The sequence below is a fragment of the Vibrio sp. 1F255 genome, assembly GCF_041439145.1.
Lineage (GTDB): Bacteria > Pseudomonadota > Gammaproteobacteria > Enterobacterales > Vibrionaceae > Vibrio > Vibrio crassostreae_C.
This window is the reverse complement of sequence record NZ_JBGONQ010000027.1, coordinates 24,593-48,981: the sequence shown is the minus strand read 5'-3', so window position 1 is coordinate 48,981 and position 24,389 is coordinate 24,593. Positions and strand designations below refer to the sequence as shown.

Annotated in this window: 25 protein-coding genes and 1 other RNA gene; 16 read left to right on the top strand and 10 right to left on the bottom strand. The window is 45.6% G+C overall.

Annotation, left to right across the window (positions count from 1 at the left end):
• Positions 1–30: 30 nt before the first annotated feature.
• From serA to zapA, 5 genes are all read right to left on the bottom strand, one after another.
• A complete protein-coding gene (gene serA / locus ACED41_RS15210) occupies positions 31–1,260 on the bottom strand; it encodes a phosphoglycerate dehydrogenase (protein WP_017059058.1) in 1,230 nt (409 codons plus the stop codon).
• Positions 1,261–1,521: 261 nt separating this feature from the next.
• Positions 1,522–2,178, bottom strand: a complete 657-nt coding sequence (gene rpiA, locus ACED41_RS15205) for a ribose-5-phosphate isomerase RpiA (RefSeq protein WP_048605825.1) — start codon at positions 2,176–2,178, stop codon at positions 1,522–1,524.
• A 124-nt stretch (positions 2,179–2,302) separates the two neighbouring features.
• Complete coding sequence (locus ACED41_RS15200; protein ID WP_065584112.1) at positions 2,303–2,902, bottom strand: 5-formyltetrahydrofolate cyclo-ligase; 600 nt, start codon at positions 2,900–2,902, stop codon at positions 2,303–2,305.
• A 6-nt stretch (positions 2,903–2,908) separates the two neighbouring features.
• Positions 2,909–3,092, bottom strand: a non-coding RNA gene (gene ssrS / locus ACED41_RS15195) — 6S RNA.
• 11 nt (positions 3,093–3,103) lie between these two features.
• On the bottom strand, positions 3,104–3,412 hold the full coding sequence (zapA, locus tag ACED41_RS15190; RefSeq protein ID WP_004735366.1) for a cell division protein ZapA: 309 nt from the start codon (positions 3,410–3,412) through the stop codon (positions 3,104–3,106).
• 308 nt (positions 3,413–3,720) lie between these two features.
• Here zapA and ACED41_RS15185 point away from each other — a divergent pair, with 308 nt between their 5' ends.
• From ACED41_RS15185 to ACED41_RS15175, 3 genes are read left to right on the top strand one after another with little or no spacing between them, the layout of a single operon-like run.
• Positions 3,721–4,296, top strand: a complete 576-nt coding sequence (locus ACED41_RS15185; protein WP_017059055.1) for a YecA family protein — start codon at positions 3,721–3,723, stop codon at positions 4,294–4,296.
• A 24-nt stretch (positions 4,297–4,320) separates the two neighbouring features.
• Entirely contained in the window at positions 4,321–5,499 is a 1,179-nt protein-coding gene (gene ubiH / locus ACED41_RS15180; protein ID WP_371725230.1) for a 2-octaprenyl-6-methoxyphenyl hydroxylase, read from the top strand.
• 11 nt (positions 5,500–5,510) lie between these two features.
• Positions 5,511–6,734 (top strand): FAD-dependent 2-octaprenylphenol hydroxylase, encoded by a 1,224-nt coding sequence (locus ACED41_RS15175; protein ID WP_017063203.1) that lies wholly within the window; start codon positions 5,511–5,513, stop codon positions 6,732–6,734.
• Positions 6,735–6,845: 111 nt separating this feature from the next.
• Here the strand turns inward: ACED41_RS15175 and ACED41_RS15170 are convergent, their stop codons facing one another.
• From ACED41_RS15170 to ygfZ, 3 genes are all read right to left on the bottom strand, one after another.
• Positions 6,846–7,052, bottom strand: a complete 207-nt coding sequence (locus ACED41_RS15170; protein WP_009847660.1) for a DUF1107 domain-containing protein — start codon at positions 7,050–7,052, stop codon at positions 6,846–6,848.
• Between the two features lie 557 nt (positions 7,053–7,609).
• On the bottom strand, positions 7,610–8,071 hold the full coding sequence (locus tag ACED41_RS15165) for an aminoacyl-tRNA deacylase (protein WP_029235114.1): 462 nt from the start codon (positions 8,069–8,071) through the stop codon (positions 7,610–7,612).
• A gap of 4 nt (positions 8,072–8,075) precedes the next feature.
• Positions 8,076–9,047 (bottom strand): tRNA-modifying protein YgfZ, encoded by a 972-nt coding sequence (gene ygfZ, locus ACED41_RS15160; RefSeq protein WP_371725220.1) that lies wholly within the window; start codon positions 9,045–9,047, stop codon positions 8,076–8,078.
• Positions 9,048–9,214: 167 nt separating this feature from the next.
• Here ygfZ and ACED41_RS15155 point away from each other — a divergent pair, with 167 nt between their 5' ends.
• A complete protein-coding gene (locus ACED41_RS15155) occupies positions 9,215–9,475 on the top strand; it encodes a succinate dehydrogenase assembly factor 2 (RefSeq protein ID WP_004735374.1) in 261 nt (86 codons plus the stop codon).
• On the top strand, positions 9,423–9,842 hold the full coding sequence (locus tag ACED41_RS15150) for a protein YgfX (protein ID WP_324295273.1): 420 nt from the start codon (positions 9,423–9,425) through the stop codon (positions 9,840–9,842). Before ACED41_RS15155 ends, ACED41_RS15150 begins: the two co-directional genes overlap by 53 nt.
• A gap of 135 nt (positions 9,843–9,977) precedes the next feature.
• Here ACED41_RS15150 and nadB read toward each other — a convergent pair whose 3' ends face one another.
• Entirely contained in the window at positions 9,978–11,594 is a 1,617-nt protein-coding gene (gene nadB / locus ACED41_RS15145; protein WP_017059049.1) for an L-aspartate oxidase, read from the bottom strand.
• 389 nt (positions 11,595–11,983) lie between these two features.
• Between nadB and rpoE the strand changes: the two genes are divergently transcribed.
• The 11 genes from rpoE (at position 11,984) to acpS (ending at position 21,403) form a co-directional block, all read left to right on the top strand.
• Positions 11,984–12,562: an RNA polymerase sigma factor RpoE gene (gene rpoE, locus ACED41_RS15140; RefSeq protein WP_008223963.1), complete on the top strand. Its 579-nt coding sequence runs from the start codon at positions 11,984–11,986 to the stop codon at positions 12,560–12,562.
• Between the two features lie 26 nt (positions 12,563–12,588).
• On the top strand, positions 12,589–13,212 hold the full coding sequence (locus tag ACED41_RS15135; protein WP_102427893.1) for a sigma-E factor negative regulatory protein: 624 nt from the start codon (positions 12,589–12,591) through the stop codon (positions 13,210–13,212).
• A complete protein-coding gene (gene rseB / locus ACED41_RS15130; RefSeq protein WP_017059047.1) occupies positions 13,209–14,171 on the top strand; it encodes a sigma-E factor regulatory protein RseB in 963 nt (320 codons plus the stop codon). The genes ACED41_RS15135 and rseB overlap by 4 nt, the downstream gene beginning before the upstream one ends.
• The gene (locus ACED41_RS15125) at positions 14,168–14,638 is read left to right on the top strand and encodes a SoxR reducing system RseC family protein (protein ID WP_017059046.1); all 471 of its coding nucleotides are present in this window, start codon (positions 14,168–14,170) and stop codon (positions 14,636–14,638) included. The genes rseB and ACED41_RS15125 overlap by 4 nt, the downstream gene beginning before the upstream one ends.
• Before the next feature lie 137 nt (positions 14,639–14,775).
• Entirely contained in the window at positions 14,776–16,569 is a 1,794-nt protein-coding gene (lepA, locus tag ACED41_RS15120) for a translation elongation factor 4 (protein ID WP_017059045.1), read from the top strand.
• Positions 16,570–16,814: 245 nt separating this feature from the next.
• Positions 16,815–17,711: a signal peptidase I gene (lepB, locus tag ACED41_RS15115; RefSeq protein WP_017066013.1), complete on the top strand. Its 897-nt coding sequence runs from the start codon at positions 16,815–16,817 to the stop codon at positions 17,709–17,711.
• A 26-nt stretch (positions 17,712–17,737) separates the two neighbouring features.
• Positions 17,738–18,415, top strand: a complete 678-nt coding sequence (gene rnc / locus ACED41_RS15110) for a ribonuclease III (RefSeq protein ID WP_017059043.1) — start codon at positions 17,738–17,740, stop codon at positions 18,413–18,415.
• On the top strand, positions 18,408–19,379 hold the full coding sequence (gene era / locus ACED41_RS15105) for a GTPase Era (protein WP_017059042.1): 972 nt from the start codon (positions 18,408–18,410) through the stop codon (positions 19,377–19,379). The genes rnc and era overlap by 8 nt, the downstream gene beginning before the upstream one ends.
• 102 nt (positions 19,380–19,481) lie before the next feature.
• Complete coding sequence (gene recO, locus ACED41_RS15100; RefSeq protein ID WP_019826299.1) at positions 19,482–20,210, top strand: DNA repair protein RecO; 729 nt, start codon at positions 19,482–19,484, stop codon at positions 20,208–20,210.
• A complete protein-coding gene (gene pdxJ / locus ACED41_RS15095; protein WP_371725219.1) occupies positions 20,207–20,944 on the top strand; it encodes a pyridoxine 5'-phosphate synthase in 738 nt (245 codons plus the stop codon). Before recO ends, pdxJ begins: the two co-directional genes overlap by 4 nt.
• A gap of 78 nt (positions 20,945–21,022) precedes the next feature.
• Positions 21,023–21,403, top strand: coding sequence for a holo-ACP synthase (gene acpS / locus ACED41_RS15090; RefSeq protein ID WP_371725218.1), 381 nt, complete (start codon positions 21,023–21,025; stop codon positions 21,401–21,403).
• A gap of 125 nt (positions 21,404–21,528) precedes the next feature.
• Here the strand turns inward: acpS and barA are convergent, their stop codons facing one another.
• The gene (gene barA / locus ACED41_RS15085; protein ID WP_371725217.1) at positions 21,529–24,342 is read right to left on the bottom strand and encodes a two-component sensor histidine kinase BarA; all 2,814 of its coding nucleotides are present in this window, start codon (positions 24,340–24,342) and stop codon (positions 21,529–21,531) included.
• Positions 24,343–24,389 lie beyond the last annotated feature (47 nt).

The window sequence follows — 24,389 nt, the reverse complement described above, 5'->3', positions numbered from 1 at the left end:
AGCCTTTTTTATGCATTTTGAGTGCGATGATTAGTGAAGAAGACGAGCACGGATTGTGCCTTCGATCTCTTTCAGTTTAAGCAGTGCTTCTTCAGAGCGATCGGCTTCTACATCGATAACGACATAACCCATATCAGCCGCAGTCTGTAGGTATTGACCCGCGATGTTGATCCCTTCCTCAGCGAAGATGGTGTTGATCTGAGTTAGGATGCCTGGGCGGTTTTCGTGAATGTGTAATAAACGAGACGTTCCAGTATGCAGTGGTAGTGATACCTCAGGGAAGTTAACACTTGATAGCGTAGAGCCGTTATCAGAGTATTTCGCTAGCTTACCAGCAACTTCAACACCAATGTTCTCTTGTGCTTCTTGAGTTGAACCACCCACGTGAGGCGTTAGGATCACGTTATCGAACTGCATTAATGGAGACTCAAACGGGTCTGCATTGGTTTTTGGTTCTGTTGGGAAAACATCAATAGCCGCACCTGCAAGGTGTCCAGACTCCAGAGCGCCACACAGAGCAGGAATATCGACTACCGTGCCACGAGCTGCGTTGATAAAGATAGAACCAGGCTTCATGCGCTCGAACTCTTCTTTACCCATCATGTCTTTTGTTTCGTTGGTTTCAGGTACATGCAAAGAGATTACGTCACACTTGTTCAGTAATTCCGTCATGGTATGAACTTGCGTTGCGTTACCCAGAGACAGTTTGTTTTCAATGTCGTAGAAGTAAACACGCATGCCAAGGTTTTCAGCAATAATACCCAGTTGAGTACCGATGTGACCGTAGCCAATAATACCTAAACGCTTACCACGGGCTTCGTAAGAGTTGTCGGCACTCTTTTTCCAGATGCCACGGTGTGCAAGCGCGTTCTTTTCTGGAATGCCACGTAGTAGCAATAGAACCTGACCAAGAACGAGCTCAGCAACGCTTCGAGTGTTTGAGAACGGTGCGTTGAACACAGGGATACCGCGTTTTGCTGCTGCTTGAAGGTTGACTTGGTTAGTACCAATACAGAAACAACCGACGGCAACCAGCTTTTCAGCTGCATCAATAACTTCTTGGGAGATATTAGTGCGAGAACGAATACCAATGAAATGAGCATCTTTTACTGCTTCAAGAAGTTCATCTTCCGGTAGCGAGCCTTTGTGGTACTCAATGTTTGTGTAACCAGCGGCTTGCAGTACTTCTACAGAAGAAGGGTGAAGACCTTCTAGAAGTAGAATTTTAATTTTTTCTTTTTCCAGTGAAACTTTGGCCATTGTTCTCGTCCTTAAAATGGAAAGGTTGGGCAAATGCGGCGCACGTGCTACAAAATGGCTGAAAGGGGAACAAATTCACCACTTTGTTAGGAGACAAACGTTTTCCCTGTGCGTCTTCTGAACAATAAAGTAACAAAAAAAAAATGTTTTGGGTAAGAAAATTACGGAATAAGACATAATTTTACAGCAATAAAGCAAAAAAAACGGCGCCCTAGGGCACCGTATGTAATGAAGTAACAGAAAAACTCAATCTTCTATTATTTATTCTTCGATTTTTGCACCTTCAGGCGTGCCGGTGATAACCACATCAGCACCACGGTGAGCGAACAGACCAACCGTCACCACACCAGCTATACCATTGATGATATCTTCTAGTTGTTTCGGGTTTTCGATCGCCATGCCGTACACATCTAGGATCACGTTGCCGTTATCGGTTGTGCAGCCTTCGCGGTAAACTGGGTCACCACCAAGCTTAACCAACTCACGTGCCACGTATGAACGTGCCATTGGGATTACTTCAACAGGCAGTGGGAATTTACCCAACACATCAACTGCTTTAGTGCCGTCAACAATACACACAAACTTATCAGAGATAGCCGCTACGATTTTTTCACGAGTCAAAGCAGCGCCGCCGCCTTTGATCATATCGCGTGAAGCGTTAATCTCGTCTGCGCCATCAACATAGATGTCTAGTTTGAATACGTCGTTGCACTCAAATACTTTGATTTCTAGTGCTTCTAGTTTTTCAGTAGAGGCTACAGAGCTTGAAACCGCACCTTTGATTTTGTCTTTCATTGTGCCAAGTGCGTCGATGAAGTGATTTACTGTAGAGCCAGTACCTACACCTACAATGCTGCCTTCTTCAACATATTGAAGTGCTGCCCAGCCAGCTGCTTTTTTCATTTCATCTTGAGTCATGCCATTCTCCTGAATAAGGTCTTGCGCTTTGAATTGATCGTTTGCGTAATGATGAAGTTAACGTTTAGATATTGAGTTAACGTTTCTATATCGAGGTTAACGTTTGCGGCGCGATTATAGCGCTTTAATGGTTGCTTTCCCATTGCCAAGTTTTACTCGGAGTCACGATTTTAGGTAACGGAATGTCCCATTCTTCAATCGGTAGCGTATCAACATGTTGGCAATCATGAGCCAAACCAATAGGAGCTGCACCTTCGCCCGTCTCGAACCACTTTGCCAAGGTGCGATCGTAATATCCGCCGCCCATACCTAAACGATGGCCATGGGAGTCAAAGCCGACAAGGGGCGTAAGAATAAGGTCGAGTTGCTGACAAGGTTTAACCAGCATTTGATTGAGCTGAGGTTCGACAATACCGTACTTATTCAAGACCGTCGGTGTGGTTGGCGAGTAGTGTAAAAACAGCAGGTGCCCGGCAGAGAAGGGGTGCAATACTGGTAAATAAGTTTGCTTACCTTGCGCCCATAACCATTCGATTAAAGGCTGAGTATCGAGTTCGCCATCGATAGAGATATAGAGGGCAATATGCTGAGCAGACTGAATTTCATCAAGCTGCATGCACTGCTTAACTAAGTCGATACCGGATTGAGTTTGTTGGTCGCCAGATAAGGCATTGCGTTTGATACGGATCTGTTTGCGAAATTCGCTGCGTGTGAGCGTCTTCATAAGAAGGGATACCCCAAAGTGCCGTTGAGAATAGATGGCCCTTGAACCAGCGAGTTCAAGGCGGATCAGCAATGATTACCGTAGGCTTCTCGGTCGGGCCGAGCATGCTCAATAGCACTCAAGTACTAACCCTTAGGGATTGCTTATCGGCTCGGGGACGTGAATCCTCTGACAAACACTCCAGGGTAAATTTTGTGTACGCTATTGCTGTCCGTGCTTAACTTTACTGAGGACATCTGAAAGTGATGTCGTGAGCTGTTCCATTCGCTCGGTCAGTGCGTTTTGTTCATCATTTGCTTCAAACTTCTTGGTTTGTAATTCGTAGCAAATATTCAGAGCTGCGATAGTCAGCAGCTTCACTTCATTGGTTACCTTAGTACGTTCAGCCATCTCTTTCAATCGATTATCAAGATCGGCCGCCGCTGCAATCAATGACTCTTCTTGCCCAGGTGGACAATTCACTCGAGTCAGTTTTCCTAATATTTCAACGTCTACCGCTTGATTACTCATGATGGATGAACTCTTTAACGCGCTATTTTAAGGCTGTTGCCCTTCGCCATTTTTTGAGAAAGAAAAAGTGCAAGTACCGATGAGGAAGCAATCTCCTCTGAGGGAGAAACTATAGGTAAACCGCTATTAAGATTCAAGCTTTTCAGAGTGACTGTTTGTAAATGAGAGCTTGAGCACACAGTAATTCAGCAAATTGAACAATTGGTAGTCAGTCATCCTTCAATTGCTGGGGATCGATGCTTACCAGAATTGGGGTGAAGTGGTACGATTATACTATCGATATAAAGAATAACTGAGCGAGCTATCTGATGAGCGAAACTACTTTACCTGACTACCTAACGGTTGCGACTGAACTTCAATCGGCAAGTCTAGCCGTAACCCCTGCTGAGATGCACGGTTTATTAACGGGTATGTTAAGCGGAGGCTTAAGCCTTGCAGATAAAAGCTGGCAACCACTGATCTTCGATTACACCAATGAAGGCATGGGTTGGCCAGATCGCGCATTAACGCTAGCGGAAGCGACACTGAAAGTAACGACCAGTGAAATCACAGGTTCGGGTATGGAATTGTCTATGTTGCTGCCTGACGAAGACGCAAGCGCAAGCCTATTTGACTTGGCTGATGGTGTGTCTGATTGGATTAACCATTTCATTACTGGTCTAGGCTTGGTTGGCGCTCAATTGAACAAAGCGTCTGACAGTACAAAAGAAGCATTAGCTGATCTAGAAGAGATGGCTAAGCTAGGCATTGACGAAGAAGATGATCTGGAAGAGCAAGCGCAGCTTCTAGAGCACGTTATTGAGCACGTAAAAGCGTGTGCACTAACGATTCATGCTGAATTTGGTGCTCGCCCATCTGAAGATGCGGCGCCTACCATTCATTAATTCGTTGGCCGGTTTGAGGTTATGATGGCTCAGTATGATGTTGTAATTGCTGGTGGCGCAATGGCAGGGGCAACCTTAGCCCTTGCTTTGAATCACCTAAGCCAAGGTTCACTGTCGATTGCGGTAGTGGAGCCTTATCAGGTTGATCATCAAGCTCACCCTGGGTTTGATTCTCGTTCGATTGCTTTGTCCTATGGCACAGTGCAGATCCTGGATTCTTTGCGCTTATGGCAATCTATCGCTCCGGTCGCGACCCCGATTAAAGATATCCATGTTTCGGATCGCGGGCATGCCGGAATGACAGACATCTACAGTGAAGAGCTTGCTGTAGATGCGCTTGGCTACGTGGTCGAGTTAGCAGATGTGGGTCGAATCTATCAGCAGAAACTTGAATCAGAAGCGGCAATTACCATGCTTTGTCCTGAGTCTGTTAGTAAAGTTGAACGTGAAGAAGCGTTGACGACGATTGAACTGACAAGTGGGCAAACAGTAACCACTAAGTTACTGGTTGCTGCTGACGGTGCAATCTCAACCTGTTGCCAACAGCTCAATATCTCATTGAGTGAGCATGACTTTGAGCAAGTCGCTGTGATTGCCAATATTGTGGCGAGTGAACCTCACCAAGGTCGCGCATTTGAGCGTTTTACCCATAATGGGCCAGTTGCTCTATTACCGATGAGTGACAACCGTTTATCGCTGGTTTGGTGTTTAACACCAGAGCAAGCACAAAAAGTGATGACGCTAAACGACAATGAATTTCTTGAGCAATTGCAGAATGACTTTGGCTGGCGACTTGGCCGATTAGAGAAGGTCGGCAAGCGCGCGAGTTACCCTCTGATTCTTCGTCACCGACAGCAAAATATCTCTCATCGATTTGCCATTGTTGGTAATGCTGCTCAAACGCTTCACCCAATTGCGGGGCAAGGCTTTAACCTAGGCATCCGAGATGTGGCTTCCTTGGCAGAAGAGTTGTGTACCCAGTTAGATGATGTAGGTCGTTACCGTGGTCTTGTTAACTTTAGAAAGCGTAGAGAACAAGACCGAGACGCAACGATCACGTTGACTTCAAGCCTAGTTCACCTGTTCTCAAACGATTATATGACCGCTCGCATTGGGCGTAATCTTGGGTTAGCCGTAATAGATAACCTTCCACCACTTAAAGGTCCACTTTTGCGTCATACGCTTGGCCTAGTAGAAAGATAAGGTAATAAATAATGATGCAAAGTGTTGATATCGCGATTGTTGGTGGTGGCATGGTTGGCCTAGCGCTTGCTGCTGCCCTAAAAGACAGTGACCTAAGAATCGCTGTCATTGAAGGCAGAGCGCCTAGTGAAGGGCTGAGTGAGCTGCCTGATGTGCGTGTATCCGCGTTGAGTCGTTCTAGTGAAGTGATTCTTCGTAACCTAGGTGCATGGCAAGGTATCGAACAAAGACGCGCTGCACCGTATCAAGCGATGGAAGTGTGGGAACAAGACAGTTTCGCTCGTATTGAGTTTGACTCGACACGCTTGGCTCAGCCTAATCTTGGTCATATCGTTGAAAACCGTGTGATTCAATTAGCGCTGCTTGATCAGGTTAAGAAACAAGACAACGTCAGCCTGTATATGCCCGCAACGTGTAAAACGATGGCGATTGGTGAAAGTGAAGCTTGGTTAACATTGGACAATGGTCAAGCACTGACAGCTAAGTTAGTTGTTGGAGCAGACGGCGCAAACTCTTGGGTTCGTAAGCAGCAAGATATCCCATTAACACATTGGGATTACGGACACAGTGCGATTGTCGCGAACATCAAAACCACAGAGCCGCACCACAGCGTTGCTCGTCAAATCTTCACGCCTCAAGGCCCATTGGCATTCCTACCAATGCAACCAAGCAACATGAGCTCGATTGTTTGGTCTACGGAACCAAATCGTGCCGAGAACCTCGTATCAATGTCGGATGCTGAATTCAACAAGCAGTTAACAGCTGAGTTCGATGCAAAGCTGGGCTTATGTGAAGTGGTTGGTGACCGTTTTGCCTTCCCACTGCGCATGCGTTATGCGCGTGACTTTGCGGTAGAGCGTGTGGCTTTGGTTGGTGATGCTGCTCATACCATTCACCCATTAGCAGGGCAGGGCGTGAACCTTGGCCTATTAGACGCAGCAAGCCTAGCGCAAGAGCTGTTAAAGCTATGGTCTGCGGGTGAAGACATTGGCACCAAGCGTAATCTTCGCGGCTACGAGCGCTGGAGAAAAGCAGAGGCGGCGAAAATGATTGCTTCAATGCAGGGCTTTAAAGATCTGTTTGAAGGCGATAACCCAGCTAAGAAGCTGATTCGTGGCATTGGTATGAAGCTTGCGGGCCAATTACCGGGTGCGAAAGATGAGATCATGAAGCGCGCACTGGGTTTGTCTGGCAATCTTCCTGACTTAGCTAAGCGTCCAGTGACTCATCGATAATGACATAGTGTTCTGGTGGTATATCGAATCATCATTGATACGAAAATTGGTACGAAAAAAGGGTTGGCATAATGCCAACCCTTTTTGTTTTTAATTCTGTAGATAATCAGGTCATGCGTACGCGCAGCGCAGTTTCATGATTTCACTATTTATTTCTTTCACTGTTTGAAAGTGACGTTTTTCTGCTCGGTCTGGTAGCACTAGCTTACCGTTATCAAACTCAAATTTTCCTACGCCGTAAATGTAGATTCGTCCTTTGAAAAGTCGACTTACATGTTTAGCAATCATACTCGGTGTATAGCGCTTAAACAGTCTCATTCTTAATTATCCTTATATTTACCTAGCCTGCATATTATAGAAAAACTCCGAGATAATAATTGTGATAAGCATGGAGTTATATGCAGTAGCGTTGACGTTAATTAGATATTTGTGCTGTTCTAAGCACTTTCTTCAGTAAATATCTATTTTTACGTGAGCTCCTCCCCAAAATAATACTGAGTAGTGAACTGCCGTGAACTTTTCTGTTCAGTATTAAGCAGTGATAATGTTACAAGTATAAGAATAGGCGGGATTTTTTTGTTTGTGTAATCAAATTGTAAATTTCGGACAAAAAAAAGCCCGTCTAAAACGGGCGAATAGTCACAGATGCATTACACAAAAGTGGATACTGATGTTACTCAGTGGATTCACTTGCACTGATTTGCTTAATAGCTAGTCAGTAAATTTACAATAACGCAAATTTAACTTTGTGACTACTTATGCTTTTATTTTGAGTAACTATTTATTAATGGTGTGTTCTTCTTATGACGAGGTTCACACTAAAAATGTACTCAATGAAATATTAAAATGAAGTTTGCGAAGCATGATCTAAACGATCATCGACTGATGTCCGCGACGGTCGGTGCACATAGCGCCATAAGATCATTGAGATCCAGCGCAACGCCAGCCATTCGGTCGCCGGAGCTAATGGTTACGGTCGAGTTGTTTTGAATGGAAGGATCAAAAATGATCGGCATGTGTCTCTTGAGAGCGAGCGGACCAACACAACCCACTTTAAAACCGGTGATCGCTTCAACATCAGCGAGCGACACGCAGGTCATTCGACGGCAATTCAGTACCGAGCGTACTTTCTTGGGGTCGACAGAGCGATCGCCAGCAGTACAGGCTAACGCATACTGGTTGCCCATATCCTTGAGCAGGATGCACTTCACCATTTGAGAGGCGTCGATGCCTCGCTCTTGTGCAGTTTCTTCAATGCTGGTGGTTGGCTTGCTTTGCATCAGCAGGCGATAATTCACCTGCTGTTGATCCAGCCATTGTGTAATCTGCGTTTCCACGTGGTTACTCGTCGTCAAGGCTGTACGGCAGTGGCAGGATATTCCATGTTTGATCAGGCTGCGCGGTCAGTCGCAGCTGAACATCGTCATCAAGGTTGTTTGGCAGTACCATCAAACCAATCGCTCGGTTATCAGCAAATTGATAGACGTTTAATAGTCGGCCTGCGCCACGCCAGTTCTCACCCACACTACGTTCCAGTTCAATAGGGTTTTCTAACGACAGCACGTCCGCAGTTGTGCCCGACACAATGCGCATCTCACGCTTGTTCATGCCACGGTACTTAGCACGAGCAACCGTTTCTTGACCTGTGTAACAGCCTTTTGAAAAGCTGATACCGCCAATCGCTTGCAGGTTAAGCGCTTGAGGGATGTGCTCGTTTTGCTCTGCTTTCGATAGGTTAGGCTGAGCATCAAGAATTTCATGATATTGCCAAAGTGTTTCTGATACTTTCTCCGCAGCGCTGTTTGATACCAAGGCTTCAGCGGCTTCTTCTGTCACAAGTAGAGCCCAGCGATTGTCTGAGACTTTAACCGCTGTGCCACCAGAGATAGCACGCACGTTACCTTGGCCTTCTGAAATTGAATCAATATATTGATCCGCAGACGAACCCATCACACCGATAACAACGTCAGACGTTTGCTCGATATCGACCTTAGAGAACACCGCGTACTTCTTGATTTCAACGAGCTCGACTTCAATCGCTGATTTAGGTTGCATGAGTGCGTAGCCACCGTTGTGGTGGAACAAACGAAAGATACTCCATACCTTTCCTTTTGCATCACAGTGTGCGCCTAATGTGGATTCATCATTAGGAAGAGTGACGACATCGCACGTTACTTGACCCTGTAGGTACGACTTTTTGTCATCGCCTATCATGGTAATTGCACTCCAGTCTGATACGTGTGTCATCATCAGTTCTGGAAGCGATTCATTTTGCGTATGAGCGAGTGGCTGAAATATGTTTTTCCAATCCATTTTATCTTTCCTAAGAATTTTATTTGGCTCTATGTTAATCCGGTTCTGTTTCTTTGTCAGCCTAGGTTTTTTTGTGAGCTTAGATAGGGACTGTGACTCACATAGTAGTTGCAGGGCGTATGACTTGTTACACTCCGAGAAAGAAAAATTATAGGTGAGGATAGCCAATGTACACTGCAGAGCAGAAAGCACGAATTAAATGGGGTTGCCGTCGCGGCATGTTAGAACTTGATGTAGTCATCATGCCATTTTTCGAAGAGTGTTTTGATTCATTGCAAGAGCAGGAACAGCGCGAGTTTGTTTCTCTATTAGAGTGTGATGATCCAGATTTGTTTACTTGGGTAATGGGCCACGGACGCAGTGAAAACCTAGGCCATGCATCAATGGTTGATAAAATTGTCGCACACAACCTCAGCAAGGTTCGTTAAGCTTCAGCTTAACCCTTCGTATTCCGCATTATTTGCAAAAGGCACTATTTTTGGGTGCCTTTTGTTTTTCATCGTCCTGTCTTCTATTCCACTTGCCGCCAGCCTTTATTGCTTAGCTTTAATGATCCGCTTGTTCAGAAACAATCATGTGATTCTAAATAGTGTCTATGGGCGTTTTGATTACAGAGAGGATGGTGATATTCGACTCAATGACCGAACTTACCGACTCAAGTCCGTTGATAAGATCTGGGCGCAGTTCTTCGTTAAATTGCAGTTTGAATGTGGGCACTCGGTACTGCTTTGGCGGGACAGCTGTTGCGAGCGAGAATATCGCCATTTTCTGGCGAACTTACAACGAGCGCGCTAGAGAAGCCAAACTATTCGATGAAAGAAAGTATTAGATAAAAGAAAGCGTTAGACAAAAGAAAAGGGAGCACTCGGCTCCCTTTCGTTTAATCATTTTCCGCTGACGGCTAATTCGCTAAGCACGTTTAACCAATTATTATGATTGGCGTTTCTCTGGCGTCAGAATCGTTGGGCCACTGTCTTCTGCAAGTTCAGGGTAATCCAACGTGTAGTGGAGGCCGCGGCTCTCTTTACGTTGCATTGCACAACGAACCATTAGCTCTGCCACTTGTAGCAAGTTACGCAGTTCTAATAGGTTATTCGAAACCTTGAAGTAGCTGTAGTACTCATGAGTTTCTTGTTGCAGCATCTGAATGCGACGCAATGCTCGCTCTAGTCGTTTATCCGTTCGAACAATGCCCATGTAATCCCACATGAATAGGCGCAGTTCGTGCCAGTTGTGTTGAATGATAACTTCTTCATCACTGTTGGTGACCTGGCTTTCATCCCATGCTGGCAGTTCAGCGCACAGTTGAGATTGGTCGATGTTCTCAACGATATCTTTTGCTGCTGCCCATGCGTAAACCACACACTCAAGCAGTGAGTTAGAAGCCATTCGGTTTGCACCGTGTAAGCCGGTGTAGCTCACTTCGCCAATCGCATACAAGTTCGTTAGGTCGGTTTGACCCTGCTTATTCACCATGACACCACCACACGTGTAGTGAGCGGCTGGTACGATAGGGATCGGCTCTTTGGTCATGTCGATGCCCAAGTCCATCAAGCGAGTATGGATCATCGGGAAGTGCGCTGTGATGAATTCTTCAGGCTTGTGGCTGATATCAACATACATACAGTCGGCACCTAAGCGCTTCATTTCGAAGTCAATTGCACGAGCAACCACATCACGTGGCGCCAGTTCACCGCGCTCATCGAAGTCCTTCATAAAGCGAGAACCATCTGGACGACGCAAGTAAGCACCTTCACCACGCAGTGCTTCCGTTAGTAGGAAGTTACGCGCTTCTGGGTGGAATAAACAAGTTGGGTGGAACTGGTTGAACTCAAGGTTTGCCACACGACAACCCGCACGCCAAGCGATAGCAATACCATCACCTGAAGAAACATCTGGGTTAGAGGTGTATTGGTAAACCTTTGAAGCGCCGCCTGTTGCTAATACAACAAACTTAGCGCGCACGGTTTCAACATGTTCTTGGTTACGGTTCCAAATGTAGGCACCGATCACCTTGTCTTTTGAACCACCAATCTTATCTTCCGTGATCAAATCCAGCGCATTGTGGCGCTCGAAGATCTCGATATTTGGGTGGTTGTTGACGTTATCTTGTAGTGAGGTTTGCATCGCCATGCCAGTTGCATCGGCAGCGTGCAGAATTCTGCGGTGACTGTGGCCACCCTCACGAGTGAGGTGATATTTTGGTTGGCCTTCTGTGCTGTTCTCATCTTTATCAAATGGAACACCACCATCAATCAGCCATTGCACACACTCTTTCGCATTTTCAGCAATGAATTGAACTGTATCTTCTTCGCATAACCCAGCCCCAGCGATTTGAGTATCCTCTACATGAGACTCAATACTGTCCGACTCATCGAACACCGCGGCGATACCACCTTGTGCGTAATACGTCGATCCTTCGCTGCGTGGTCCTTTGCTTAATACAATTACTTTTGCATGTTCTGCTACGCGTAAGGCTAATGACAAGCCTGCCGCACCACTTCCTACCACTAATACATCACACTGATGTTCACGGTTTGCGTTCATAAAACTTATTAAATCCCGGGCTATAGTCGAGTTGTCCACTCTCAATTGACTTTGTCTTGTTTTAGGAGTTTGGCTAAGACTGTTATAATCTCTCCAGAGTCATCCTTAAACGCTATGCAAAATCAATATATAGACAGCTATCTAGAAATATTTAATTGCTCAATACCATTGCTTTTGCTCAAGTTTCCCCAAATTGATAGGGATAGCTATTTTTATTACATCACATTGTGAAACAATAATGGCAAATAATTTTAAGAAAGTTGGAACTTTCGGTATTTGGCTTAGTCACAATAGTGCTCTTGTAGACGGTGGTGTCAATACTACATTTCGCATAATTAGTACCCATATCTGTGAAGGTGAGGGTTATAACAATAGGAGTACCCGCTCGAATGAACGAGCAGCTAACCGATCAAGTGTTGATTGAGCGAGTTCAGAGTGGAGATAAGCAGGCATTTAACTTACTAGTGGTTAAGTATCAAAACAAAGTTTGTAATCTTATCTCTCGATACGTGAATAATTCCGGTGATGTACCTGATGTAGCACAAGAAGCTTTTATTAAAGCTTACCGCGCGATACCTAACTTTCGTGGCGAGAGTGCCTTCTATACATGGTTATACCGAATTGCCGTGAACACCGCTAAAAATCATATCGTTGCCCAAAGCCGTAGGCCGCCAGCAACCGATGTAGATGCAGAAGATGCAGAATATTACGAAACAGGCAGCGCGTTAAAAGAAATATCGAACCCTGAGAACTTAACGCTGTCTAAAGAATTGAAACAAGTTGTTTTTGGAGCGATTGAAGCGCTACCAGAAGACTTAAAAACTGCAATGACGTTGCGAGAGCTCGAAGGTTTGAGCTACGAAGAGATTGCAGAAGTAATGGATTGCCCTGTAGGAACCGTACGTTCGCGTATTTTCCGAGCTCGTGAAGCGGTGGAAAAGAAAATCAAACCTCTTTTGCAACGCTAGAACTTGTAATAATTATGGTGAAAATAATGGCTGATAAAGAAAAGCTTTCGGCACTCATGGATGGTGAAACGATCGATAAAGCTCTCATTGTAGATCTAGAATCTGATCAAGAAAGCATGGATACTTGGCAGAGTTACCATTTAATTGGTGATGTTATGCGTGGGGATTCGCCAGAAACTCCAGAGTGGAACATTGCTAATAGTGTAGCGGCAGCGCTTGAGAACGAGCCTGCACATGGTTCAATGTCGAACCTGCACCAAGTGAATGTTGAACCTACTGTTGCTCCAATTGAAGAGCAACCTAAACCTCAGCAAGCGAAGCGTCAGCTTCCGGCGTGGTTACAACAGTTTGGACAAGTTGCCGTGGCAGCGTGTGTTTCATTAGCCGTTGTATTAGGTGTTCAACAATATGGTGGTAGCGACCCTGCAGCACCAGAGCAGTTGCCTGTACTCCAGACGATTCCATTTGCCGGTTCTGCGGAACCAGTAAGTTTAACGCGTGACTCTGTTGAGAAACCAACATCTGAAGCTAACTTGCAAGAGCAGCGCAAACGCGTTCATGCATTGTTAGAAGATTATGAGCTGCAGCTAAGATTAAACAGTGATGCATCGCCAATGCAAGATGCACATCTAGAATCGGACATTGAATGAAGAAAATCCTGGTCAGTGCACTGACACTGTTCAGCTTGATGTCTCCAACAGCCTTTGCAGAGGAAACCACTGCAAAGGCCTTGTTGCATCAAATGAACGAGGCCAGTCAGCATCTAAATTACGAACTCTCCTACATTTTGATAAAGAAGAGCAGTATTGAGCCTCTTGTTTATCGCCATGCGGTTAACGACGACCAACAACTTGCACACCTTGTTTATCTAAGCGGCCCTGTTCGTGAAGTCATTCGACGTGGCAACGAAGTTAGCTACATCGAGCCGGGTACAGAGCCATTTACGATTCAGTCAGGCAGCATGGTTGCGCCTGTTATTCCGATGATTAATCGAGATATCGAATCTCTGAATCAGTACTACGACTTTGTGAAAGTTGGTCGCTCTCGTGAAGCAGGTAGCACCACTCAAGTGCTGCGTGTCGTGCCGAAAGATGGCCTTCGCTACTCTTACGTGGTTTGGGTAGACGAAAAAACGAATCTTCCTTTGCGTGCCGACCTTTTGGATCGTGATGGCGAAGTGCTTGAACAGTACCGCACTATCTCTTACGTGGTGAACGATAAGATTGCTGAGGCTATGGGTGGCTTGAGCCAAGCTCAATTGCCGAAAGTTTTATCATTACCGGAAGGCTTAGTGAGTGAAACTAACTGGCAAGCGTCGTGGATTCCTGAAGGGTTTAAATCAAAAGAGCTTAGCCGCTATCAAATGGCTGCGACCGATAAAATGGTTGAAAGTCAGCTTTTCAGTGATGGACTGTTTAACTTTTCGGTTTATATCGCGGAAAAAGATGAGCATTCATTGAAAGGGCAGCTGGTGCGTCAAGGGCGTAGAACCTTGCACAGCTTAGTGATTGGCGATAAAGAGATCTCTGTGGTTGGTGACATTCCGCCGGCAACTGCAAAACGTATTGCTCAGTCAGTTACATTTAATAAATCGGTACAAGCGCAATGATGACCGCGCTGGCGACCGTTAGCTCGGTTGAACAAAAAGGTAAGCAATACTTTGTTCAATTGAGCTGCGAACAACAAACCAGTTGTAGCAGCTGTTCTTCTCAAAAAAACTGCGGTACGGGTATTGTGACCAAGGCTGTTGGCAATAAATCTTTGTTTTGGCAGCTTAAAACCAAAAGCTTAGTCAAAGCTGGACAAATCGTAGAAATTGGCTTTCCAGAAAAAAGCCTACTTCAGTCGGCGGCGATTGTTTATCTCATCCCACTTTTCATGTTGATGATTGGTGCTGGTTTTGGGCAACTCTTGTTACAACCCTTACTCCAGGGGGGCGAGGGCATTGTTATCTTAAGTGCAGCACTGTTTACTGCTGGTGGGATTGCCTTAGCGAAGCGGTTAGCCAAACCCATGGAAGACAAATCCAAGCAAGAAGTCGTCTTGATTCGAATCCTAGGTGAGTCTCTCGTCTAATTTATGATGCTTCTTGCCCTTAAATTGGGTAGAATCTGCCAACTTGATTGAAATGCCGCCACCAATGCTGACTGTAGATTGGACGCGTCGCGGCTTTCTTATTATCCCTATTCAAAGAGTTTAGTCACACCAAGCCTATGAAGCACATTCGTAATTTTTCGATTATCGCCCACATCGACCACGGTAAGTCGACCCTTTCTGACCGCTTAATCCAAGTTTGTGGAGGATTAAGTGAACGTGAGATGGCAGCTCAAGTCCTCGATTCTATGGATATAGAACGCGAGCGTGGTATTACAATTAAAGCGCAGAGTGTGACTTTAGATTACAAAGCTAAAGATGGTGAAACTTACCAACTTAACTTTATCGACACTCCTGGACACGTAGACTTCTCTTACGAAGTATCTCGTTCTCTAGCGGCTTGTGAAGGCGCACTACTTGTAGTGGATGCTGGCCAAGGTGTTGAAGCACAAACTCTAGCAAACTGTTACACAGCAATCGAAATGGAACTGGAAGTAGTGCCAATCTTGAACAAGATTGACCTACCAGCTGCTGAACCAGAACGTGTTGCTGAAGAAATCGAAGAGATCGTTGGCATCGATGCGATGGAAGCGACTCGCTGTTCTGCGAAAACAGGTTTGGGTGTTGATGATGTTCTAGAAAACATCGTGACGGCAATCCCGCCACCGGAAGGTGATCCTGAAGCGCCTCTACAAGCGTTGATCATTGACTCTTGGTTCGATAACTACCTTGGCGTAGTTTCTTTGGTTCGTATCAAAAACGGTAAGCTGAAGAAGAACGATAAGATCAAAGTAATGTCGACAGACCAAGTATGGGGTGTTGACCGTCTAGGTATCTTCACGCCTAAGCAAATCGATACTACAGAGCTAAATACTGGCGAAGTAGGTTGGGTTGTTTGTGGTATTAAAGACATCCTAGGTGCACCGGTTGGTGATACGTTGACGCTTGCAAAAGGCGGCAGCACTGAACGTCTACCTGGTTTCCAAAAAGTGAAGCCTCAGGTATACGCTGGTCTATTCCCTGTATCATCTGATGACTACGAAAACTTCCGTGACGCGTTAGGCAAATTAAGCCTGAACGATGCATCACTGTTCTTTGAACCAGAAAGTTCAGCAGCACTTGGTTTTGGTTTCCGTTGTGGCTTCTTAGGAATGCTTCACATGGAGATCATCCAAGAGCGTCTAGAGCGTGAATACGACCTAGACCTAATTACGACTGCACCAACAGTAGTATATGAAGTTGTAAAAACAGATAAAACGGTTCTGTACGTTGATAGCCCGGCTAAACTGCCAGCAGTTAATGACCTAGAAGAAATTCGCGAACCAATTGCACGCTGTAATATTCTGGTACCTTCTGATTACCTAGGTAACGTAATTACACTGTGTGTTGAGAAGCGTGGCGTACAAGTCGACATGGTTTACCACGGTAACCAAGTTGCTGTGACGTATGATCTTCCTATGGCAGAAGTCGTTCTAGACTTCTTCGACCGTCTGAAGTCAACGTCTCGCGGCTATGCATCATTGGATTACAACTTCCAACGCTACGAGCCATCAAACATGGTACGTGTCGACGTATTGCTGAATGGCGAAACCGTTGATGCACTAGCTATCATTACGCACAAAGATATTGCTCAGTCTCGTGGTCGTCTACTGGTAGAGAAGATGAAAGAATTCATCCCTCGTCAGATGTTCGATATCGCGATTCAAGCAGCGATTGGTAACCACATCATTGCTCGTTCTACAGTGAAACAACTGCGTAAGAACGTAATCGCAAAATGTTACGGTGGTGATATCAGTCGTAAGAAGAAACTTCTTAAGAAACAAAAAGAAGGTAAGAAGCGTATGAAGCAGATCGGTAACGTTGAACTGCCTCAAGAAGCGTTCCTTGCAATCCTTCACGTTGGAAAAGACTAGGTATCAATCGCACTAACTATCTGCTGAATATTACTGGTTAAAATCGTTTATTTCTTTGTTGCAAAGATTGCAATTAGGCCCACTAGTCACTGCACTTTGCGCCTCGAACTAAACGATTTTTCCTGCGTAATCTTCCCAGCATTTAGTCAGCATGATTGATACAAATTAGAAATATTAAGCAGAGTGAAAGAGTTATGCTCTTTCACTTTCGTTATTTTTAAAGAAATGAAATTTAAGGGATATCAATGGCTAACACATTTTCGCTTATCTTAGTGATCGTAACTCTAGTAACCGGCATTGTATGGGCGTTGGAAAAGTTTGTGTGGGCGAAGAAGCGCCAGCAAAAGCTTGCTGACGTTGAAGCACAATCGAATGGCCTAGACGCTGAAACTAGCGCAAAAGTTACGGCTCAACCTTGGTGGGTTGAGAACAGTGTGTCCATTTTCCCGGTAATTGCATTTGTTTTGATCTTGCGTTCATTCATCTATGAACCGTTTCAAATCCCTTCTGGCTCGATGATGCCAACCCTTTTGGTTGGTGATTTCATCTTGGTAGAGAAGTACGCGTACGGTCTAAAAGACCCAGTATGGCGCACTCAATTGGTAGAAACAGGCAAGCCAGAACGCGGTGACTCAATCGTATTTAAGTACCCACCTCAGCCAAACATCGACTACATTAAGCGTGTTGTTGGTATGCCAGGTGACACCATTCGCTACAGCAGTCGTAAAGAGATCTGCATTCAGGCGAAGGGTACAAGTAGCTGTGAACCTGTGAAACTAAGTAATGTTGAAGAGAGCCAATTTATTCAAGATGGTGTGCCTCTGATTCAGCTGAACGAACAGCTTGGAGACGTAGAACACCAGATTTTAGTTAACCCATTGCGCCGCGATCGTGTGCAAGCATATCAGCCTCGCAATGGTGTTAACGAATGGGTCGTTCCAGAAGGCCAGTACTTTGTGATGGGTGATAACCGTGACAACAGTGCCGATAGCCGTTACTGGGGCTTTGTCCCTGAAGCAAACCTTGTTGGTAAGGCCGTTGCTATTTGGATAAGCTTCGAATTCGAACGCGGTTCAGACAGTGTACTTCCAACATGGATTCCTACTGGTGTGCGTTTTAATCGCATCGGTGGGATTCATTAATCGATCACATAACACATCGAGAGAGCATGAATTCTCCAATTGATAAACTAGAGAGAAAGATTGGCTATCAGTTTAATGATGCCGATCTTATCCACTTGGCGCTGACTCACCGCAGCGCCGCAGGTAAACATAACGAACGTCTTGAGTTTCTGGGCGATTCAATTTTAAGTTTTGTTATCGCTGATGATCTTTACCACCGTTTTCCTAAGGTAAACGAAGGTGATATGAGCCGCATGCGCGCAACATTAGTACGTGGTCATACATTGGCAGAACTAGGTCGTGAATTCGAACTAGGAGATTACTTAAAATTAGGTCCAGGTGAGTTGAAGAGTGGCGGTTTCCGTCGTGATTCTATTCTAGCGGATGCGGTTGAAGCGATCATCGGCGCTGTCTATTTAGATAGTGATACCGAGACGGTTCGCGGCATTATTTTAAGCTGGTACCAATCTCGCCTAGATGCTATTCAGCCTGGAGTATCTCAAAAAGATCCGAAAACTCGCCTACAAGAGTTTTTGCAAGGTCGAAGAAATCCTCTACCTGTCTACACAGTGACTAATATTAAAGGTGAAGCACACAACCAAGAGTTTACGGTTGAGTGTGAAGTGGCAGGTGTGGATAAACCTGTTATCGGTAAAGGCACTAGCCGCCGCAAGGCAGAACAAGCGGCTGCTGAAACAGCATTAGAGCAACTAAGCAATGTCTGATAACAACCAAGATTTCGATATCGATGCATTCTTTTCATCTGATAGCAAAAAAACAGGCCTACCGGAAAACCAACACTGTGGCTTCATCGCTATTGTCGGTCGCCCAAATGTAGGTAAGTCGACGCTTCTGAACCATATTCTGGGTCAGAAGATTTCTATTACATCACGTAAACCACAGACGACACGTCACCGTATTATGGGCGTTGAAACTGAGGGTGATTACCAAGCGATCTTTGTTGATACTCCTGGACTTCATATTGAAGAAAAGCGTGCCATCAACCGCTTGATGAACCGTGCGGCGAACAGCTCATTGAGTGATGTAAACCTAGTATTCTTCCTTGTCGATGGTACTCACTGGACTGACGACGATGAGATGGTTCTGAACAAACTGAAGAAGACTGACTTCCCAGTTGTACTTTGCATCAACAAAGTAGATAACGTTCAAGACCGTACTAACGTCATGCAGCACATGATGGAAGTCTCTAAGAAGATGGACTTCATTGATGTAGTGCCAATCTCAGCGAAGCAAGGTAAAAATATTGATGTACTGCGTAAGCACGTACGTGAACATTTACCTAAAGCGACACACCACTTCCCTGAAGAATACGTGACTGATCGCTCGCAACGTTTTATGGCCTCTGAAATTATCCGTGAAAAGCTGATGCGCTTTACGGGTGACGAGCTACCTTACTCGGTAACGGTTGAAATCGAACGTTTCGATTACAACCCAGATAACGATGGCTTCCACATCAATGCACTGATTCTTGTTGAGCGTACAGGCCAGAAGAAAATGGTGATTGGTAAAGCGGGCGAGAAGATCAAAACGATTGGTCGTGAAGCGCGTATCGATATGGAAGAGCTATTCGGCCGTAAGGTTTACCTAGAGACTTGGGTCAAGGTTAAATCTGGCTGGGCTGATGATGAGCGTGCACTTCGCTCGTTAGGCTACATCGACGATCTATAATATATTGAACGTCACTTTCTGAGATTAAGAAAGTTGAACTGAAGATAAATCCAAGAGAGAGTGCGAACTCTCTCTTTTTGTATCTGTAATAAGGGTAAGTGATTGAGCGAAGGGTTACAGCGATGCTTTGTGTTGCACCGTCGACCATACAGTGAGTCGAGCCTGATCTTGGACGTCTTCAGCGAAGAGTTCGGTCGGGTGACGTTGATGTCTAAAGGCGCTCGCAGCAAGCGTTCCAATTTGAAAGGTGCATTACAACCTTTTACGCCGCTATTGCTTAAGTGGTCTGGTAATGGTTCGATGAAAACCTTACGCCAAGCTGAACCCATCAGCTTGGGGCTTCCTCTCGCCGGTATTAATCTGTATTCAGGCATGTACGTGAACGAGCTTATCGGTCGGGTATTGATGGCGGAAGTACCGATGCCTGCACTTTTTCACGACTATCTTCATGCTTTAACAGAGCTGGCGCATAATGATAATCCTGAGCCAGCACTGCGTCGCTTTGAGCTGGCTCTATTATCTGCTATGGGTTACGGCGTCGACTTTTTACACTGCGCGGGCACTGGCGAAGCGATTGATCCGAGCATGACTTATCGCTATCGAGAGCAGAAAGGTTTCATCGCTTCAGTACGTCGAGATAACCTGACTTTTATGGGCGATGAACTTATTGCAATCAGCGAACGTAGGTTTATCACTAAAGAGCAGTTAAAAGCGGCAAAACGCTTTACACGCATAGCCTTAAAGCCGTATCTTGGCGGCAAACCATTAAAAAGTAGAGAGCTATTTATGCCAACAATAGCCCTCTCCAGAGCACGGAGTATTGGAAAATGAGCTCAATCCTTTTAGGCGTTAATATCGACCATATTGCAACACTACGTAATGCACGTGGTACTAAATACCCAGATCCAGTACACGCAGCTGAAATCGCTGAACGTGCTGGTGCAGATGGCATTACTATTCACCTGCGTGAAGACCGTCGTCACATCGTTGATCGCGATGTGCGTATTCTGGCTGAAACACTTCAAACTCGCATGAACTTGGAGATGGCCGTAACGGACGAGATGGTTCAAATTGCACTCGATACTAATCCTGAGTTTGTTTGTCTGGTTCCAGAGAAGCGTGAAGAGCTAACTACTGAAGGTGGCTTGGACGTGGTTGGTCAACTTGAAAAGATCAAAGCTGCGACGGAAAAACTGTCTGCTGCTGGCATTAAGGTGTCTCTGTTTATCGATGCTGACCGTGAGCAAATCGACGCAGCAAAAGCGTGTGGCGCACCGTTCATTGAACTGCACACTGGCCATTATGCGGATGCTAAAACAGAAGAAGACCAACAAGACGAGCTGAAAAAGATTGCTGCAGGCGCAAGCTACGCGGACGATCTTGGTATCACAGTTAATGCGGGTCATGGTCTGACTTACCACAACGTCGCCCCAATTGCGGCTCTTCCTGAGATCTACGAGCTGAACATCGGTCACTCGATCATGGGACGTGCAGTGTTTGATGGTTTGAACAAAGCCGTTGCAGACATGAAAACCGTGATGGAAACAGCACGCAACAACGCTTAGTTTTCTAAACCGTAAGCGTTAAGTCGTAAGCTACGAATTAGTAGAATTAATAGATAGAAGTTTAGTAGTAGGGTAAGCATGGCTGTTGTTGGATTAGGTACAGATATCGCAGAAATTGAACGTGTTGAAAAGGCATTGTCACGAAGTGGTGACGCTTTTGCTCAGCGTATTTTGACCGATTCTGAATTTGAAGTATTCCAGCAACTGAAGCAAAAAGGGCGTTACCTTGCAAAACGTTTTGCTGCCAAAGAAGCAGCATCTAAGGCGTTAGGCACGGGTATCGCGCTGGGTGTGACCTTCCACGACTTTGAGATTTCAAACGATGAGCATGGCAAGCCAGTTCTGATCCTGCATAAAAAAGCGCGTGAAATCGCAGAGGCGAACGGCACAACATCGATTCATCTGACTATCTCGGATGAGCGTCACTACGCAGTGGCAACGGTGTTACTCGAATCGTAAACAGATTATCGCGACTTTATATCTAGTGCTCTTGGCTCTAGACAGAAAAAAGCAGAGCTCATGAGCTCTGCTTTTTTATTAGCGGGTAAATCCTCTAACGAATACTGGTGAGTAACAAGTGCCCGCTAGGTCTTCGCCGGTTTCAAGTAATGAATCGCGGTTGCTTGAACCTTATCTAACTCATCCTGAAGCTCGAAAAGCTCAGGTTCAATGTCTTCAACAGAAGTACCAGAACGCAGCTCTTTCTCTATCGTCGCACAGACCGATTTTAGCCTTGGTACACCGCTGTACGAGCTGCTGCCATGCATCTTGTGGATGATGTGTATCAGCTCTTCAACTGGGTAGTCACTGTCTTCTATCGCTTTGTCTGCTGCCTCATAAACCTCTGGAATAAAGTCTACGAGCATTTGCAGCATATCGCGTGCGAGGTCTTCTTTATTAGCGGCTTGTTTCATCGCAGCTTGCCAATCAATGATGATGTTTGTGTGCACGCTGGCTTCAGTTTCTGACACTGGAGCGTTGTCGACTTCAGCAGAGACCGCTGGGTGGTCTGGATCTATTTTTTCGATGAGCTCAACCTCAGAGGTCGAGCTCCAATGAATCAGAACCTGCTGTAAAACATGCTCTTCAATCGGTTTGGTTAGGTAGTCATCCATGCCCGCTTCAAGCAGTCGATCTCGTTCGCCAATCATTGCATGTGCGGTCACGGCAATTACAGGTGTATTCGCATTGTTCGCCAGTTTTTTGATGTTCTGACAAGCGGTTACACCGTCCATCTGTGGCATTTGAATATCCATGAAGATGATATCAAATGGCGTCTCTGTCGCTTTGTCTATCGCCTGCTGACCACTGGTACAACTGATGACGGTTTCTACACGCTCTTTAAGCAGCGCGGTAATCAACTTAAGGTTGGCTGGGTTGTCGTCTACTGCCATCACAGTAAGCGGTAACTTCTCTTCAGAATGCGTTTCAATCGCTGGTGCAATCAAGGTAGGTGCCTGATTCGATACCAGAGTTTGCAGCAACTTCTTACGAGAAAGAGGCTTGGTGATGCACTGAACATCGACCTCTTTCATTAGTTGCTCACCCAACGCTAGCTCGGTACTTGGTGTACCAATAATCACGTTTTGAGCAATCTTCTTCGCACCGATCGCCCAACCACTCACAGTATCAAATTGATACTCTTGGTTGGCGGCTAGGTTAAGCAGAACGTAGTCATACGAGGTCGTCTCATCTGGCATCACCGAACGATACGTTACCACTAAGCCTTCTTGGGTTAGGATTTGCTGAGTAATCGATGCCGCTTGCATGTTTGGCTCGATAAGCAGCAGTTGTTTGTCTTGCAGACACTGCGTCTCAATCAGCTCTGTCATCGGCATATCAGTCGTTGATAGTCTCAAGGTGAACCAGAAGGTAGAGCCTTGGTGAAGACGACTGGTTAGGCTGATCTCTCCGCCCATTTGGCTGACCAGTTTTTGGGTGATAACCAGACCTAAGCCTGTACCGCCGTAACGACGAGAGATACTTGCATCGGCTTGGCTGAAAGCTTGGAAAAGCTGAGCTTGTTGACGCTCAGAAATACCAATACCCGTATCGCGAACCATGAATTGTAGCTCGATGTTGTCTTCACTTTGTGAGCGAAGCTCAACGCTGATATCAATGTTGCCGCGTTCGGTAAACTTGATTGAGTTACCAACAAGGTTGGTTAGGATCTGCTGAATACGCAGTGGATCGCCCACCACACCTGGCGGTACTTTAGGGTCGATCTTCAGTGTCAGTTCTAGGCCTTTCTCATGAGCGTTGGTTGCTTGAAGGTTTACTACCTCTTCAAGGCTAGCTTGGAATTCAAATGGGATGTTCTCTAGGGCTAATTTACCGGCTTCAAGTTTCGAGAAGTCCAAGATATCGTTGATGATGCTAAGCAGGTTGTTTGCCGAGCGTTCAATGGTTTGCAGGTAATCGGTTTGACTGTTCGATAGGTGAGTCTTGAGCATTTGACGAGTAAAGCCAATCACACCGTTCAGCGGCGTTCTCAATTCGTGAGACATATTCGCTAAGAACTCAGACTTAACACGAGCCGCTTCTTGAGCGCGTTTCTTCGCGATGTCTAACTCAACGTTTTGAATCTCAAGCTGTTCAAGAGTTTCACGCAAATCTGATGTGGCCTGGTCGATACTGTGCTGCATCTCGACGTGATACTCTGATAGCGATACCGCCATCGCATTGATACCGTTTTTCAGCGAGTCTAGCTCACCATGCATCTTACCTTCGATACGCACATCTAGGTGACCTCGACGAATTCGGTCGACCATGTTTTTCATGTGTGTGATCGGTTGAGTGACATCGTGCATTAAGCGGAACGCAAACACACCCGATAAACCAAGCCCGAGAATCAACACTAAGAATGCAGAGAACACTTCTTGATATTGCTGCAATCGAAGTGATGAAAGATCTAATTCAATCGCAATGTAGCCGATCGCTTGATTAGCTTGAGACTGACCGTTGGCTGAATTGATGTACTGGCCTTCGGCGATGATAGGTGTCCGCAGGATCAGCGTATTATCGAGAAGGTTCGATGAGCTTAAATGCGGGATCGGTTTATCTTTGGGGTAGGTCAGGCTTTCAAAATCGGGGTGGAAGTTTGAGGTTACAAACAACTCATGACGCTCATCAAACACCGCGATACTGCGCACTAGCTTAGAATTCTTTCGATGCGCATAGCTAATAAGCTGACGAACAGACTCTCGACTTTCGAGCTTCATGCCTGATTCACTCGCAATCGCAAGTGGCTCAATGATGCTAGTACCAGTGTTAACCACTTGACCTTCAAGGTCTTGATAGCGGTTAAATGAGAAAAATGCACTCAATAGCAACCCAATAATCAGGGTTGGAGCTAGAGTTAAGGTAATTACACGGGCTCTTAAGCCATATCTGGTCATGTTCTTTAATTACATCGAGGTCTGGATATGGGAAAATAACGCACACA